The following is a 14,945-nucleotide window of genomic DNA, read 5'->3' as shown; positions in this document are numbered from 1 at the left end:
GCTTAAGCACTCCCTTTAATATATGACTGAGCAACTTTGAGATAAATATTTGCTGCACCTGTCAATTTTTCTTTTAATGACAGATTGACCGGATATTCTTTGACTGCAAGTTCAGCGACTAATTTTGGAAGAATAAGGGCTTCCATTTTATTCAGACAACGCACTAAACGTATTGCATGACCTAAATCGCCATCAGCAATCATACGGTCATTTGCAAATGCTTGTGCAGTACTTTCTTGGAAAGAAAATACCAAAAAAGCATGATGCATATGTTTAAAGGTAATCGTTAAATCTGGTTTTTTTGATGCATGGTCGATTAAGACAAGTTGATGTTGTGGATTCACTTGTGCAATAAATGCTGCATCACTGTTGAAAACGTCCATTGAAATCGTGAAGCCGACAGGAAATTTAGCAATTTCCTGTTTTATTTCTTCATCGACTTGACTTGCCATCGCTAAGCCTCTGCCAATCACGTCAAGCATGAGTTTGACATAAGCTTGTTCTAGCGCGGGCTTTACAGAGTTAATAGAAATCACTCACTTGTCCCTTATCACATAGTTTTATAATTTAGAGTAAATACTCTAAAATTATATAATGACAAAGTAAAGGAGTTTTAATGATCTTTCACGATAATTTGACTGAACAGGTCACTTTTTTCTAGATAGGCAATGAGGTCTTGAACTAGCGTATCAAAACTTGGGTAGGGATTTATTAAGTCAGAGATTCTGACCATTTCAAGACCTGCATAACCACAAGGATTAATGGTTTGGAAGCCTTCCAAATCACAATCTATATTAAGTGAGAGTCCATGATAGCTGCGACCTTTTCTGATTTTAAAGCCGAGAGATCCAATTTTTCTACCATCAACATAAACACCAGGTGCATCTGGTTTAGCATAGGCTTCGATATCGTATTTTTTTAATAAATCGATCATGACATTTTCTGCATAGCTGACCAAAGTACGGACATTCCAGCCTAATCGATTTAAATCAAACATAAAATATGCAACCAATTGACCTGGACCATGCCAAGTGACTTGTCCACCACGATCAGTTTGAACAACTGGGATATGGCTAGGCACTAATATATGTTCTGGTTTGCCAGCTTGTCCTTGGGTAAGCACAGAATTGTGCCGCAAAATCCAAAATTCATCTGCTGTTTGTTCGTCACGCTGTTCTGTCATCAGCTTCATTTCTTGGAAGCGATCTTCATAAGAAGTGGTTTGGGTATAGTGACGAATAATCAATTGAGGTTTGGTTTTGACATCCACGGAGGTTGAGGCTCACATTCAAAAATAAGTTTTATTATAGACAATATTGTTGAATTAAGTGTGACCTAGGCACATACTTGATGAATAATTAACAAACATAAAAAAAACACGCATGAAGCGTGTTTTTTTATTAAAGTGCAGTTTTAATTAAAGGGCAAGCAGCCAAGTCTGCATAAACTTGATGTACTTGCTCAAGCTCTTCAAAACGAAGTTGCGCAGTAATTGAATGATACTTGCCTGTACGCGATGGTGTAATTGTCATTGCATTACCATCAAAATCAGGGAAGTGTTTAACAAAAATGTCATTCACTGCTTTGCGTAAATCCTCACCTGCAAGACCAATCAATTTAATTGGATAGTCCATCGGAAACATCCAAAGATGCTCTTGTAATTCGCGTGATGGAGTGCGATCGATCATGTCAGTCATAGGACACCTCATTAGTAAAAATACCTGCTATGAGCAGGTATTTAGAATTATTTGCTACACGCTTTATATTATGGGGGAGTGTCCCCCATATTCAAGCCTGTATTATCCTATGGATAGATTAGTCATTCTCAAGGAACGAACGTAAATGTTCAGAACGCGACGGATGACGTAATTTGCGTAACGCTTTTGCTTCAATCTGACGAATACGTTCGCGTGTTACATCAAACTGTTTACCAACTTCTTCCAAAGTGTGGTCTGTCGGCATATCAATACCAAAACGCATCTTCAAGACTTTAGCTTCACGTTCAGTCAGGTTTTCAAGTACCTCACGTGTTGCTTCTTTCAAGCCTTCAGAAGTGGCAGCATCAACTGGTGAAGTGATGTTACCATCTTCAATGAAGTCACCAAGATGAGAGTCTTCATCATCACCGATCGGTGTTTCCATTGAAATCGGTTCTTTAGCGATCTTAAGCACTTTACGAACTTTGACTTCGTCCATTTCAAGGCGTTCACCTAACTCTTCAGGTGTAGGTTCACGTCCCATTTCTTGAAGCAATTGACGAGATACGCGGTTGATCTTGTTAATGGTTTCAATCATATGGACAGGGATACGAATTGTACGTGCTTGGTCAGCAATTGAACGTGTAATCGCCTGACGAATCCACCAAGTTGCATAAGTCGAGAACTTATAACCACGACGGTATTCAAACTTATCTACGGCTTTCATCAAGCCAATGTTACCTTCCTGAATCAGATCGAGGAACTGTAAACCACGGTTGGTATATTTTTTTGCGATGGAGATGACCAAACGTAAGTTCGCCTCAACCATTTCTTTTTTAGCACGACGTGCTTTTGCTTCACCAATCGCCATACGTTTAGAAATATCTTTAATTTCGCGTACAGTAAGGTCGAGATCTTTTTCGATATCAGCGATTTTTTGTTGGAAAGCAAGAACGTCAGGGCGTACTTTCTCTAAGTATGGTTTTTGGTCAGCAGTGGCTTTAGCAATTTGCTCATCTAACCAAGCTGGGTTTGATTCTTGACCAGGGAACGTTGTACGGAATTGAGTACGATCCATACGACCACGACGAACTGCGTAGCGCATTACTTCACGTTCTGCTGTACGAATTTGTTCATGCGTGCCACGAATCATTTCAGAAATGATGTCAAACAAACGTGGTGTGAACTTAAACATCATAAAGACGGTTGCGAGCGACTCAAGAGCTGCTTTACCTTCTTTACTGTTACGACCATGTTTTGCGATCGCATCTTTAGTTGCATTCCACGCAGCTTCTAACTCTGCAAAACGCACTTTTGCGATTTCAGGGTCTGGACCTGAATCACCCTCAGAATCATCATCACTTTCAGACTCTTCTTCATCATCGTCATCAAGTTTTACATCTTTAGTTGGTTTAGTCTCTGTTTCTTCTTCAAGATCAGCATCAACTTCTTCTAAAACTTCTGGAATTTCTTCATCAGACTCTGGATCTAAATAGCCTGAAAGGATATCGGCTAAACGACGCTCGCCAGTTTCGTAATCTTTATATTCTTGTAATACAACTTCAACCGCATTTGGCCAATAAGCAATTGAGTTTAAAATGTCACGAATACCTTCTTCGATACGTTTTGCAATCTGAATTTCGCCTTCACGAGTCAACAGTTCAACTGTTCCCATTTCTCGCATATACATACGAACAGGGTCAGTTGTACGACCAGGCTCATTTTCTACAGATGCTAAAACTGCAGCTGCTTCTTCTTCAGCAACTTCGTCAGTCGTTTCTGCGCTACTACCATCAAACATTGCATCGTCAGATTCTGGCGCACGTTCGTGTACAGGAATACCGACGTCTTGAAGCATCTGAATGATATCTTCAATCTGTTCGCTTTCAGTGATCGAGTCTGGGAGATGATCGTTAACCTCAGCGTAGGTTAAGTAACCTTGTTCTTTGCCTCGGCTAATCAGAGCCGCTACTTGTGAAGTAGGGGAATGCATATCGCTCATCTTTGCTCTCTTCTCGTTGAATCTGTGGCGGGGAAAAACCGTGCATTCTAGCACAATTAACTTATCTTTAGTATCGTATTAACTCAGTATAATTGGTTTTGAAAACCAATGAATTAAGTTGTTTAAGTCAATATTGGGTCAAAATTGTTCATTTCAAGCACATCATGCTTTTTATTTTAAACCAGCAATAAGGATTTGATCCTTGATTAAATAATGACATATTTTTTTGTCCAAAAAAAACTAAAATTTGTATAAATATCAGCGAAAAATAAAATAAAACTTGACAAGTATTCTGAACAAAGATAAATAGCGCCTAGCCCCATTCATTTTTTCACATATGAGGTAGTTTTAGTGTCTTCTACAGATTTTGAACTAGATGATAACTACGGTGATGATGATGTTAGTTTTGATGAAACTACGAGCAAAATTAGCGCCAAAGAATCATTAGAAAAGCGTCGCTTGATTGATGACTTACTTGCACAGCGTCGTTTAGATCGTGAATTGAAAGATCTTGAATATGATTTTGACGATGATGATTTCGACGATGATGAAGACTAAATTAGATTGGGTATCCTGATCTAAAATGTTATTCTACGGAATTAAGATACAACCTTTGGAAATACAATGAGTGCATTAGATTTAGACTTGTTAAGTGACTACTTAGATGGCGACCAAAATGAGCATGGTCTAGATTTTGCTGCAACTCATGGTTTTTTGTGTGCGACAGCTGTAGGTCCTCAATTTGATCGTTGGTTGGATGAGTTATTTGACAATAATCAAAAGAAAGTGCCTACAGAGATCGTAGCTCAAATTAAACTTTGGTTAGAAGATTTACGTCAAAAACTTGCCAATGAAGAAGGTATCGAATTTCCTTTTGAAATTGAAGAAGCAGATGTAGAGTCAAGCCTTGGGGATTGGAGTGTAGGCTTTGTCGATGCAATGTTCTTAAATGAAGATGCATGGTTCACACCTGAGTTTGAAGAGCAATTGGTTGATCTCACTCTGCCAATTATGGTGTTTAGTGGAGTTGACGAAGAAGATCCTCAAATGGAGTCTTTCCGCCGTAACGGTCAATTAATGGATGAGCTTGCAGAAGAAATTCCAGATAACTTGAATGAATTGTATTTGATGTATCATACGCCGAACTAATTAAAAAGCACCGTAAGGTGCTTTTTTATTTTGAGTTCTTTCTTTTTTGTCTACGGTACACAATCCAAATGATTATGCTGATCACAATAGCAATAATTAGATAGCTTACTTGGCTAAATATTTTGTGCATCATTTCAGTATTATTTCCAAAATAATAACCCACATATGCTAAAAAGGTGGTCCATATAACCGTGCCTAAACCACTATAAAACATAAACTTTGCAAAAGGCATTTTGCTCATGCCTGCAGGTATGCTAATCAGAGATCGTACTGCTGGAACCATACGTCCAAAAAAAACGATTCGATGTCCATATCTTTCAAACCATTCTAATGATTTATCAACATCAGCTACTTTAATAAATAAATACTTGCCATATTTCTCAACGAACGCATAGAGCTTTTGATCAGAGATCTTACGTCCTAACCAATACAGCGTAGCGGCAGCTAAGAGCGAACCTATACTTCCTGAAAAAATGACACCGATCAAAAGTAATTGACCCTGAGAAGCGGTATAGCCAGCTGAAGGCATAATAATCTCTGAGGGTATAGGTGGAAACACATTATCGAGAAACATCAATAGAGCAATGCCGAAATAGCCCAATTGCTCCATCACTGAAATGATCCAATCTTTCATAAGTAATTTGTATTTTAAAGTTAAACCTATACTAGATGTTTTTAAGAAAAAATACAGTGAAATTAAGTTAATGCATTAGTTTAGGATGTTGAATTTGTATAAGTGTATGAACATAGACTTCTCGTAGGATATAGCTAACGAGAAGGGGAGCTATGCTGATGATGAAGATAAGACTCATTGAATCTCTCATCTGAAAACCGATTGCCAAAGCAATAATTGCGCCGATACAAGCACCTAATGTTACGATAAAATAATGGGATTGGTTACGTATATGCAATTTAACATCAGAATTATGTGAGTCGATATATATAAATTTTAAATGTGTCGGTACAGCCGATACACGATCTAAATGATTATGGTGAGCAAAATTTCGTTGAACAGGAAGATATTTGAATGGCATTCGATTCATGACTTTCATCCTTGAGCTAAATTTATTTCCTTCGTATTAAATTTATCTGAATGACTTCATGGTTTTGTGTCGTTATAAAATAACTTTGTAATGGTGATATATCAGAATTGAAATTTTGTTTGTTCAATGTAAAAAGCGTCATCTACACTGTAATGTAGACAACGCTTTTGTAAGTTAAATAAAATATTTTTTATTTAGAGGCGTTTACGTTTTGCAGCAATAATCTGAGACTGGCGCATACGGAAACCTTCTTTCTGCTTTTCTGTTGTTTTATCGATACAATAAACACATGATACGCCATGTTCGTAGCTTGGTAATGCTACTTCTTCAGGGGTTAATGGCCAACCACAAGCATGGCACTTCACATTTTGACCTTCTTCCACTCCGTGTGTAACCGCAGTACGACCATCAAAAACAAAGCATTCACCTTCCCATAAACTTTCTTCAGGAGGGGTTTCTTCTAAATATTTAAGAATACCACCTTTGAGGTGATATACCTCTTTAAAGCCTTCTTGAAGAAGAAGTGAAGTTGATTTTTCACAACGAATCCCGCCTGTACAAAACATGGCAATCTTTTTATCTTTATGCTGTTCAAGATTGTTTTTTACATATTCAGGGAATTCGCGGAACGTTTCAGTTTTCGGATCAATTGCCCCTTTGAATGTGCCTGCTTTGTATTCGTAATCATTTCTTGTATCGACTAAGATCACGTCATCACGTGCAATGAGTTCGTTCCATTCTTTAGGGTCTAGATAGTGACCAACCAAGTCGCGTGGTTTCACTGGAACACCTAAAGTCACGATTTCTTTTTTATGTTTGATTTTCATTTTACGGAATGGTTTTTCGTCACTGTGTGACTCTTTATATTCCATGTCATTAAATCCTTCATTTAAAAGGAATTGATGAATGACGTCAATTGCATGACGGTCACCTGCAACTGTTCCGTTAATCCCTTCATGGGCAACAATAAGAGTACCGCATAGGTTGATGGTTTTTACCAACTCAAGTAATTTTTGTTGAAGTGCTAGAGAATCTTCAACTTCTTTAAATTGATAAAGTGCCGCAACAACCCAACCAGTGGTCGCTTGCTGTTCTACAGGTGCAAGCTGTTCTACAGTAGCGTTCATGGAGTACTCCAAATGTATTAATATAGGGATAAAATCAGGCGCGTATTCTAACGCGATTTTTGAAAATATGCGAGAAAGCCATAGAAAATTTATGGTTTTATATGAGGAAAATATTTTGAATACAGCGCGTCGAATCCCTTCATTAACACCATGTGCGGGACGTTGTTCAACAGTGTTTGGTGATGCGGTATGTCGTGGTTGTCGACGTTTTAATCATGAAGTGATTCAATGGAATACTTATAATGAAGAACAACGACTGAGTATTTGGAAGCGTTTAGATCAACAACTGGATCAAATTTTGGTTCCAATGCTTCCTCATGCTGAACTTTCTGAGGTGGAAAAATTCATTGAATCAAAAAGAATTCGAGTTTTAGAGAATGCTTCGAAAGGTCGAAAATTGTATCACGCGCTTAAAATTTGCGAAAAAAACAAGCATTTAGCAGAGCAAAGTGGTTTAGGTATTTCAGCTCCACATGTTAAACCGATCTGGACTGAGTTTGAACGTCGGGTTCTAGCTTTGGCGAATGCCAGTTATGAATTAGCTTGGTTAAGAGCAGATGGGATTAGCCAAAGCTTGCAGTTGGTGGATGAAGAGTAATTCTATGATAATTTGTTATAAAAAAACTCGCTCAAGTAAGCGAGTTTTTAGTCAATCATTAAGCAACTTGGACAGGAATACAATTTGCTGTGTGATTCACAGTGTTATCTGGATTTGCATAAACCAAACGTGGTTTATGTGCATCAGCTTCTGCAACAGTAAAATCACCGAAAGTCGCGATAATAATAATGTCACCTAAATCTGCTTGGTGAGCAGCACCACCATTTACAGAAATAATGCCTGAGTTTTCTTCACCACGGATTGCGTAAGTTGTAAAACGCTTGCCATTAGTTACATTCCAAATATGAATTTCTTCATATTCACGAATACCAGCTAAATCTAGTAATACACCATCAATTGCACATGAACCTTCATAATGAAGTTCAGCTTGTGTTACAACTGCACGGTGGATTTTAGCTTTTAATAAACGAGATAGCATGGGAAGCGTCTCCTGAGTTGTTCTAAGATTGTTTTATTATCTAGAAACAACAGTTTTTTAATTTGGGTGAAGCATTTGAAAGCGCATTTTGCCCTCAAATTTTCATCGTGGCAAGAAAAATTGTTGAACAAAAATTAAATTTATCAACTACGGTTTGTAGGCATTTATTTGATTCATTGCCTGCTGAATTTCACCATTCACTAATAATTTTGTACGACTTAGTGCATGATGAATTGCATCATCAATGAGCGTTTGTTCACTTGAGGGTGCTTTACCTAGAACATGACCTGATACACGGTCTTTTGATCCAGGGTGTCCAATTCCAATACGTAAACGATGGAAGTTGGGACCTGTATGAGGAACAATGTCACGTAAACCGTTATGACCACCATGACCACCACCCGTTTTAAGGCGAATAATGCCTGGGTCCATATCAAGTTCATCGTGAGCAATAAGCATTGCTTCTGGAGAGATTTGGTAGAATTTTGCGAAGGGTACAACACTTTGACCAGAACGGTTCATAAAGGTTGAAGGTAATAAAAGTCGAACGTCTTGTCCTTCCACATTACCACGACCACTTAATCCATTAAATTTAGGGTCATTTTTAAGTGTTATGCCATATTGTTCTGCAAGACGTTCTACATACCAGAAGCCTGCATTATGGCGGGTTTGAGCATACTCTTTACCAGGGTTGCCCAAACCAACAATCAGTGAAATATGAGACACTAATTTACACCATCAACACTTATGCGCGTTTGAAGTCAGCGTGCATTGGAGTGTTTTTAGCTGGGTGACGTTGTAAAGCTTGGATTTTAACGCTTTCAACTTTACCATCAACATCAATTTCGATTACTTCTTCAAAGAAAGCGTTGTCTTCTAAGAATTTAACAAGCTGACGAAGCTCAAGTGTAATTGCTACAGGTGCAGCATCACCACCATAGATGATAGCAGGAACTTTAGATTGAAGACGAAGGCGGCGGCTCGCACCTTTCCCTTGTACTGCTTCTTCACGTGCTACTGCATTTAATACGAAGTTTGCCATGAGAGACATCCTATTTAAGTTAAGTGAACTAGATCTGCGACCGATCTAGTGATAGAAAGCCCTACCAAAAGGCAGGGCTTTAAAATTTTAGCGCTCTATTATAGATAAGAATCAAACATTGCGCTAATAGATTCTTCGTTGTTAATACGACGAATTGTTTCAGCAACCATACTCGCAACTGAAACTTGGCGAATCTTACCAAGAGCTAAAGCTTCTTCTGAAAGCGGAATTGTATCTGTCACAACAAGTTCGTCGATAACAGAGTTTTTCAAATTCTCGATCGCTTTACCAGATAAAACAGGGTGAGTAGCATATGCTACGACACGACGCGCACCAAAAGTCTTCAATGCATCAGCGGCTTTACATAAAGTACCAGCTGTATCAACCATGTCATCAACGATCACGCAGTCGCGATCTTTAACATCACCAATCAAATGCATCACTTGTGATTCATTTGCTTTTTGACGACGTTTGTCGATGATAGCTAAATCGATATCGCCCATTTGTTTCGCAACAGCACGAGCACGAACAACACCACCAACGTCTGGCGAAACAACCATAAGGTTGTCATGAGACTGTTGACGTAAGTCAGCTAAAAGCGCTGGCGTACCGTAAATGTTGTCTACAGGGATGTCGAAGAAACCTTGAATTTGGTCAGCATGAAGATCGATCATCACAACACGGTCAATACCTACAGTTGTTAGCATATCTGCTACTACTTTTGCGGTAATTGGAACACGTGAAGAACGAGGACGACGGTCTTGGCGAGCATAACCGAAATAAGGAATCACAGCAGTGATACGACCAGCACTTGCACGACGCAATGCATCTGCCATCACTAAGATTTCCATAAGGTTATCATTAGTTGGAGCACAAGTAGGCTGAACGATGAATACGTCTTTACCACGGACATTCTCAGTGATTTCGACAGCGATTTCACCATCAGAGAATTGACCTACAGATGCAGCACCTAGAGGGATATGCAAGTGGCTAACGACTTTTTGGGCGAATTGTGGATGCGCAGTTCCACTAAAAACGACAAGATTGGGCATGAAGCACCCTTGGCGGTTGAAATGTATAGAATGAGATGGCAGGGGCGGCTGGATTCGAACCAACGGATGGCGAGATCAAAACCCGCTGCCTTACCACTTGGCGACGCCCCTAATGCGGCAGAACTTTAATGGTTTTATATGGGTTTGTCAAGGTTGTTTGACTCAACTCATGATACCAATGTTCTGTCTTTTTGAACTAAATTGGCAGGGGCGGCTGGATTCGAACCAACGGATGGCGAGATCAAAACCCGCTGCCTTACCACTTGGCGACGCCCCTATCATTTAAACGATGATTTGATTCAATGGTGATTGTTCTAAACTATTCACTAAGTAAGCTTTACAAGGTGAATGAGCAAGAATGTCATCAATGTTCATTTCAGTCGTTACTTCAGTAAAAACACAAGCACCTGTACCTGTAAGTTTTGCAACACCGAACTGATCTAAATATTGCATTGCTTCATCGACTTCAGCATATAGACTTCTTGCCAGAGGTTCAAAGTTATTTCTGAAATCAGATGGCTTTATCTGATAGGCGCAAAATTTAGAGGTCTTCGTGTCTCTTGTCAACGATTTTTGTGAAAAAAGCAGTTGAGTGCTGATAAAACAGTCAGGTTTTAACACAATGTATTGTTTTTGATCTAAGTCTATGAATGTTAAGTGTTCACCAATACCTTCTGCCCATGCATTACGACCATGGATAAAGATGGGAACATCAGCACCCAGTTGTACACCAATTTCTGCTAATTGATCACGATTTAAGCCACATTGCCAAATTTGATTCATGATTAATAATGCGGTAGCCGCATTTGAAGAACCACCACCAAGTCCTGCACCCATCGGTATATTTTTTTCGATGTTGACATGGATGCCTAAATTTTCACTTTTGGCATAAGGTTTCAGCATCATAATTGCACGATAAATCAAATTTTGCTCAAGACTTACTTCTGATAAGCCTGCAATGGAGATAGATTGATTAGAGCTTGGTGTAAATTCCATCCAATCACAAAGATCTATCAACTGAAAAATGGTTTGCAATTCATGGTAACCATTTTCACGGCGCCCCGTAATGTGTAAAAACAAATTCAGTTTTGCAGGGGAGGGTACACGAATCATAAATAATCAAACTTAACGATTTTGAATTACCATTGTAATACGATTTTCAGTTCCATCTTCAAGTTGTTGCTTCAAAATCAAACGGTTTGGTTGTGTAGATTGACCGTTGTAAGATAATTGAATATGCCAACCTTGTTCTTTAATTTCACTGATTCGCATCGATTCGTCTTTTTGAATTTCAGCTTCTTCTGTTGCTTGCTTAGCTTGTACCCAATCGACTAAATAAGTAATTGGTGCTTCCCAACCTGTTGCACGAAACAATAACTCTTCAGGTGAGTTGGCTGTAATTTCACCAGTTTTGGCACTGTTCAGTGTCACTTGACCAGGTTGACCTGAGATTTGAGTTTTACCGACTCCAAGAATTCCGCTTAACTCGATATCAAACTGTTCATCTTTCTGTTGCCAAGTAAAAAAAGCACTGCCTGATTGCTTGGGGGTCTTAACGCCAATTTTACCCTGAAGATTAAATTGATTTGATTGTTCAAGGTTTTGCGTTGTTGGCAGTGATGGTTGAGTTTGAATTGATTGACAGCCAGCTAACCCAAGAAGCGCACTACTTGTGGCAATCAGCAATAAGGATTTTAAATTTAAGATCATACAGTATTAACTCTTTTTGATATTTTGTGGCAACAATAAACTATCGAGTTGATCCAATTGAGGATGATTTGGATGATTTTGATGGAGTTGATGTAACACTTGGCTAAATTCTTCCAGTGAACCCAGCATGTAAAGCGATTTAGCATATCGAATGCCGATATTTGGACTTTGGCTGAGTTGATATGCTTTCGCAAGTACACGGGTGGAAGTGTCAAAATCGTTTTGAAGAAAGCAGATATAGCCTAAGGTATCTAAGATAGATGCTTGCTCTGGGGCATTGTCTAAAGCTTGTTCGGCATATTGTCTCGCCTCATCTAAACGACGATTTTGCAACGCCAGAGTATATGCATACGCATTTAGATAAGTTGGACTATTGGGTTCAATCGTGAGTAATTTTTTAAGTAATTCATCTAATTGATCGCGATCCGTAAATGGATCAAGTAATAAGACTTGAGAATATAAAATTTCAGGGTCATCAGTTAAGTTTTTAGCAGCTTCTTTGAGTAAGCCCAAAGCAGCTTTGTTATTGCCCATTTTTTTGAGTATTTCAGCTTGTGCTTGGTATAAGAAACTCGCATGTTGAGGGTAATTCACTCGCTCCTGAGTCAGAAAGCGCAGCGCATCACTTAAGCGATTTTGTTTGTCATAGATTGAAATTAGATTTCGTCTAGAAACCATATATAAATTACCATCTACGAGTCGATAATAAGCTTTAGCTGTTTCAAAATGTTGTTTTCGTTCAGCATTCAATGCCAAATAAAAATAAGCATCATTTTGATATTGTCCAGATGCACGTAGTTCGACCAAATACTGTTCAGCAAGCTCATACTCTTTGAGATCAATTGAGGTTAGACCTGCGATAAAAAGTGCTTCTTCCGAATCTGGCCATTTTTTTATGATGCATTTTAATTTGCTTAAAGCCTGTTCATTTTTATCCAGTTTAATTAAGTAGCGGATTTCAGCCAGACTGAGCTCTAAATTATTACGATTTTTACGAGCACTTTTTTCAAACCATTTTAGCGTCTCTTCTTCGTTGCCTAAAGCCATGAGTAAGTTGGCTTTAAGTAAGATAAACCCAGTTGATTTGGGGCGTTTTTTTAATGCTTTATTTAAAGTAATTAAGGCATTTTCGATTTCATTATTTTGTGCTTGTAAACTCGCAATCAAGACGAGAATCGAAGGATTGTTACGCGTTTTACTATTATGTAAAGTATTTAATAAATATGCTCGATCCTCAGGTGATTCAGGAGAAATGCCTTCAAGAATTTGTTCTAAATCTGACTCAGGATCTAAATTTAAAATATCATCGAGCACATCCGCAGCAAGTTCATATTCGTGTGACTTTAATGCGATATGCGCAAGATAGAATTTTGCTGGTACATCTTTGGGTTCTTGCACGACCCAATGGGTTGCAATATCTAAAGCGGCTTGTAAGTCGTTTTGTTCGAGTGCGACGTTAAGTGCACGTTGTTTTAAAGCCGTTGAGCTAGTTTGGATCGCAAGTACGGTATAGTTGTGTAAGGCAGTCTGTGTGTCATGTGCCGCTAAAGCAAATTCTGCAACCATCGCCTGTTGTAAAACTTTATGATTTAAATTGGCGTGGTAAAATTCTCCAGATGCTCTAATATGAGCACTGTAAGTCATGCTACTCACCAACAAGAGTGTGGTAGAATACTGTCGAATTGTCATGCCGGTTATGCGGCTCATTGTTTGACGCAATTTTTTTATCCAAGTACTGCTTTTTATGACACCGTTATTGCACAATAGCATAAATTTAGCGAATTGATGATCTGATATGTCTTTCTTTGCATTGGGTGTCAACCATCAAACAGCCTCAGTTGAATTACGAGAGCAAGTTGCTTTTAACCCTGAAAAGTTAAAACTGTTGTTGACTGAACAAAGTCACCATGACCAACTTAACGATATGGTTGTGGTGTCAACCTGTAATCGTACTGAAGTCTACGCCATCGCCGAAAATGCGGACATGGTATTAGATTGGCTCGCTCAAAAAAATGGCATTGATGTAAAACAATTACAAAATCATATTTACCGTTATGAAAATACAGATGCTGTGACACATTTGATGCGTGTGGCATCAGGATTAGATTCACTTATGCTTGGTGAGCCTCAGATTATGGGGCAAGTTAAGTCTGCACTTAATCTAGCAAAAGAGTCTGAAGTTGTTTCACAAAATTTAAATCGTATTTTCGAATATGCATTTTATGCTGCTAAGAAAGTGCGTTCAGAAACAGCGGTCGGTAGTCATGCTGTATCCATGGGTTATGCGGTAGCACAGTTAGCACTACAAGTTTTTAGTAAGCCTGAACAATTAACTGTCATGGTGGTTGCAGCAGGTGAAATGAATAGCTTGGTTGCAAAGCACTTAGCTGAAATGGGCGTTGCTAAAATTTTAATTTGTAACCGTGGTCAGGAACGGGCGGAAATTTTAGCGCAAGAAATATCACATCGCGTTGCGGTTGAAATTATTCCTTTTGCTGATTTAGCTCAAAATTTACATCGCGCTGATGTGATTTCAAGTTGTACAGGAAGTTTACATCAGGTCATTTCCTATCAAGATGTTAAGTCAGCACTCAAAAAACGTCGTTACCGTCAAATGTTGATGGTCGATTTGGCTGTTCCTCGCGATATTGAATCTAAGGTTGAAAGTTTGGATGGTGTTTACCTTTATGGGGTGGACGATCTTCAAGGTGTTATTGATGAAAACTTAGCGCAGCGACGCCAAGCCGCTGTTGAAGCTGAAGTGATGGTCAATCAACTAGCAACACAATTGGTGACTCAGCAGAAAGTTTCACAAGCTGGAGCGACAATTAGTGAGTATCGTGCTCATGGAGATAAAGTTAAAGCATTTGAATTAAATCATGCATTGGATCGTTTAGCCTCTGGCGATGATGCAGCCATTGTCATGCAGGAAATGGCGCATCGTTTGACGCAAAAGCTATTACATCCTACTTCCATCTTACTCAGAGAAGTCGCTAAAGATGAAAATCCTGATGTCTATGAAACGATTAAAGAACATTTAGAAGATATTTTTAGTGCTCAGCGAAAACTAAAAAAATAAAAGCGGT

18 protein-coding genes and 2 tRNA genes are annotated in these 14,945 nt (G+C 38.8%); 4 read left to right on the top strand and 16 right to left on the bottom strand.

The genetic code is table 11. The features are described from left to right. Positions 1-2: 2 nt before the first annotated feature. The 4 genes from AC1M87_RS04850 to rpoD form a co-directional block, all read right to left on the bottom strand. Entirely contained in the window at positions 3-536 is a 534-nt protein-coding gene (locus AC1M87_RS04850) for a hypothetical protein (RefSeq protein WP_035267888.1), read from the bottom strand. 77 nt (positions 537-613) lie between these two features. Beyond that, on the bottom strand, positions 614-1,270 hold the full coding sequence (gene lipB, locus AC1M87_RS04845; protein ID WP_481593094.1) for a lipoyl(octanoyl) transferase LipB: 657 nt from the start codon (positions 1,268-1,270) through the stop codon (positions 614-616). A gap of 130 nt (positions 1,271-1,400) precedes the next feature. Further along, a complete protein-coding gene (locus AC1M87_RS04840; RefSeq protein ID WP_481593109.1) occupies positions 1,401-1,688 on the bottom strand; it encodes a YbeD family protein in 288 nt (95 codons plus the stop codon). A 127-nt stretch (positions 1,689-1,815) separates the two neighbouring features. After that, positions 1,816-3,753, bottom strand: coding sequence for an RNA polymerase sigma factor RpoD (rpoD, locus tag AC1M87_RS04835; RefSeq protein ID WP_481593093.1), 1,938 nt, complete (start codon positions 3,751-3,753; stop codon positions 1,816-1,818). A 297-nt stretch (positions 3,754-4,050) separates the two neighbouring features. On the opposite strand from rpoD, the gene AC1M87_RS04830 reads away from it, so the two are divergent. Both AC1M87_RS04830 and AC1M87_RS04825 read left to right on the top strand, forming a co-directional pair. After that, positions 4,051-4,257 carry a PA3496 family putative envelope integrity protein gene (locus tag AC1M87_RS04830; RefSeq protein ID WP_092766845.1) on the top strand — a complete coding sequence of 69 codons (207 nt, stop codon included), beginning with the start codon at positions 4,051-4,053 and terminating at the stop codon, positions 4,255-4,257. 66 nt (positions 4,258-4,323) lie between these two features. Then, positions 4,324-4,848 carry a YecA/YgfB family protein gene (locus tag AC1M87_RS04825; RefSeq protein WP_481593092.1) on the top strand — a complete coding sequence of 175 codons (525 nt, stop codon included), beginning with the start codon at positions 4,324-4,326 and terminating at the stop codon, positions 4,846-4,848. 25 nt (positions 4,849-4,873) lie between these two features. On the opposite strand, the gene AC1M87_RS04820 is transcribed toward AC1M87_RS04825, so the two are convergent. The 3 genes from AC1M87_RS04820 to trhO form a co-directional block, all read right to left on the bottom strand. Further along, positions 4,874-5,482 carry a DedA family protein gene (locus AC1M87_RS04820; RefSeq protein WP_481593091.1) on the bottom strand — a complete coding sequence of 203 codons (609 nt, stop codon included), beginning with the start codon at positions 5,480-5,482 and terminating at the stop codon, positions 4,874-4,876. Positions 5,483-5,549: 67 nt separating this feature from the next. After that, positions 5,550-5,891: a hypothetical protein gene (locus AC1M87_RS04815; RefSeq protein WP_481593090.1), complete on the bottom strand. Its 342-nt coding sequence runs from the start codon at positions 5,889-5,891 to the stop codon at positions 5,550-5,552. A gap of 194 nt (positions 5,892-6,085) precedes the next feature. Then, positions 6,086-7,018: an oxygen-dependent tRNA uridine(34) hydroxylase TrhO gene (gene trhO / locus AC1M87_RS04810; RefSeq protein WP_035270894.1), complete on the bottom strand. Its 933-nt coding sequence runs from the start codon at positions 7,016-7,018 to the stop codon at positions 6,086-6,088. Positions 7,019-7,109: 91 nt separating this feature from the next. Between trhO and AC1M87_RS04805 the strand changes: the two genes are divergently transcribed. Next, positions 7,110-7,616: a DUF1289 domain-containing protein gene (locus AC1M87_RS04805; protein ID WP_481593089.1), complete on the top strand. Its 507-nt coding sequence runs from the start codon at positions 7,110-7,112 to the stop codon at positions 7,614-7,616. Between the two features lie 58 nt (positions 7,617-7,674). Here AC1M87_RS04805 and panD read toward each other — a convergent pair whose 3' ends face one another. The 9 genes from panD to AC1M87_RS04760 all read right to left on the bottom strand — a co-directional run bounded on the left by panD (position 7,675) and on the right by AC1M87_RS04760 (position 13,578). Continuing rightward, positions 7,675-8,055: an aspartate 1-decarboxylase gene (gene panD, locus AC1M87_RS04800; RefSeq protein ID WP_035269276.1), complete on the bottom strand. Its 381-nt coding sequence runs from the start codon at positions 8,053-8,055 to the stop codon at positions 7,675-7,677. Between the two features lie 147 nt (positions 8,056-8,202). Further along, on the bottom strand, positions 8,203-8,781 hold the full coding sequence (gene pth, locus AC1M87_RS04795; RefSeq protein ID WP_035269278.1) for an aminoacyl-tRNA hydrolase: 579 nt from the start codon (positions 8,779-8,781) through the stop codon (positions 8,203-8,205). A gap of 19 nt (positions 8,782-8,800) precedes the next feature. Next, the gene (rplY, locus tag AC1M87_RS04790; RefSeq protein WP_179997745.1) at positions 8,801-9,097 is read right to left on the bottom strand and encodes a 50S ribosomal protein L25; all 297 of its coding nucleotides are present in this window, start codon (positions 9,095-9,097) and stop codon (positions 8,801-8,803) included. Between the two features lie 98 nt (positions 9,098-9,195). Beyond that, the gene (locus AC1M87_RS04785; RefSeq protein ID WP_035269283.1) at positions 9,196-10,149 is read right to left on the bottom strand and encodes a ribose-phosphate pyrophosphokinase; all 954 of its coding nucleotides are present in this window, start codon (positions 10,147-10,149) and stop codon (positions 9,196-9,198) included. 36 nt (positions 10,150-10,185) lie between these two features. After that, positions 10,186-10,260, bottom strand: a tRNA-Gln gene (locus tag AC1M87_RS04780). 91 nt (positions 10,261-10,351) lie between these two features. Beyond that, positions 10,352-10,426, bottom strand: a tRNA-Gln gene (locus AC1M87_RS04775). A gap of 5 nt (positions 10,427-10,431) precedes the next feature. Then, complete coding sequence (ispE, locus tag AC1M87_RS04770; protein WP_481593088.1) at positions 10,432-11,262, bottom strand: 4-(cytidine 5'-diphospho)-2-C-methyl-D-erythritol kinase; 831 nt, start codon at positions 11,260-11,262, stop codon at positions 10,432-10,434. Positions 11,263-11,274: 12 nt separating this feature from the next. Then, positions 11,275-11,859 (bottom strand): lipoprotein insertase outer membrane protein LolB, encoded by a 585-nt coding sequence (gene lolB / locus AC1M87_RS04765; protein ID WP_481593087.1) that lies wholly within the window; start codon positions 11,857-11,859, stop codon positions 11,275-11,277. A gap of 6 nt (positions 11,860-11,865) precedes the next feature. Beyond that, entirely contained in the window at positions 11,866-13,578 is a 1,713-nt protein-coding gene (locus tag AC1M87_RS04760) for a tetratricopeptide repeat protein (RefSeq protein ID WP_481593086.1), read from the bottom strand. Positions 13,579-13,654: 76 nt separating this feature from the next. On the opposite strand from AC1M87_RS04760, the gene hemA reads away from it, so the two are divergent. Beyond that, complete coding sequence (hemA, locus tag AC1M87_RS04755) at positions 13,655-14,938, top strand: glutamyl-tRNA reductase (RefSeq protein ID WP_481593085.1); 1,284 nt, start codon at positions 13,655-13,657, stop codon at positions 14,936-14,938. Positions 14,939-14,945: the final 7 nt, after the last annotated feature.

The organism is Acinetobacter sp. 24-47-62, from assembly GCF_056779765.1.
Note: the sequence above shows the minus strand (reverse complement) of the source record. Positions and strands in the feature narration are given on the sequence as shown.

Excerpts from the sequence above, each read along its gene's own strand:
- AC1M87_RS04840 (WP_481593109.1), bottom strand. The coding sequence starts at position 1,688 with ATGATCGATCGCACTCCATCACGCGAATTACAAGAGCATCTTTGGATG.
- AC1M87_RS04825 (WP_481593092.1), top strand. The coding sequence starts at position 4,324 with ATGAGTGCATTAGATTTAGACTTGTTAAGTGACTACTTAGATGGCGAC.
- AC1M87_RS04820 (WP_481593091.1), bottom strand. The coding sequence starts at position 5,482 with ATGAAAGATTGGATCATTTCAGTGATGGAGCAATTGGGCTATTTCGGC.
- AC1M87_RS04815 (WP_481593090.1), bottom strand. The coding sequence starts at position 5,891 with ATGAATCGAATGCCATTCAAATATCTTCCTGTTCAACGAAATTTTGCT.
- trhO (WP_035270894.1), bottom strand. The coding sequence starts at position 7,018 with ATGAACGCTACTGTAGAACAGCTTGCACCTGTAGAACAGCAAGCGACC.
- AC1M87_RS04805 (WP_481593089.1), top strand. The coding sequence starts at position 7,110 with ATGGTTTTATATGAGGAAAATATTTTGAATACAGCGCGTCGAATCCCT.
- panD (WP_035269276.1), bottom strand. The coding sequence starts at position 8,055 with ATGCTATCTCGTTTATTAAAAGCTAAAATCCACCGTGCAGTTGTAACA.
- rplY (WP_179997745.1), bottom strand. The coding sequence starts at position 9,097 with ATGGCAAACTTCGTATTAAATGCAGTAGCACGTGAAGAAGCAGTACAA.
- AC1M87_RS04785 (WP_035269283.1), bottom strand. The coding sequence starts at position 10,149 with ATGCCCAATCTTGTCGTTTTTAGTGGAACTGCGCATCCACAATTCGCC.
- ispE (WP_481593088.1), bottom strand. The coding sequence starts at position 11,262 with ATGATTCGTGTACCCTCCCCTGCAAAACTGAATTTGTTTTTACACATT.
- lolB (WP_481593087.1), bottom strand. The coding sequence starts at position 11,859 with ATGATCTTAAATTTAAAATCCTTATTGCTGATTGCCACAAGTAGTGCG.
- hemA (WP_481593085.1), top strand. The coding sequence starts at position 13,655 with ATGTCTTTCTTTGCATTGGGTGTCAACCATCAAACAGCCTCAGTTGAA.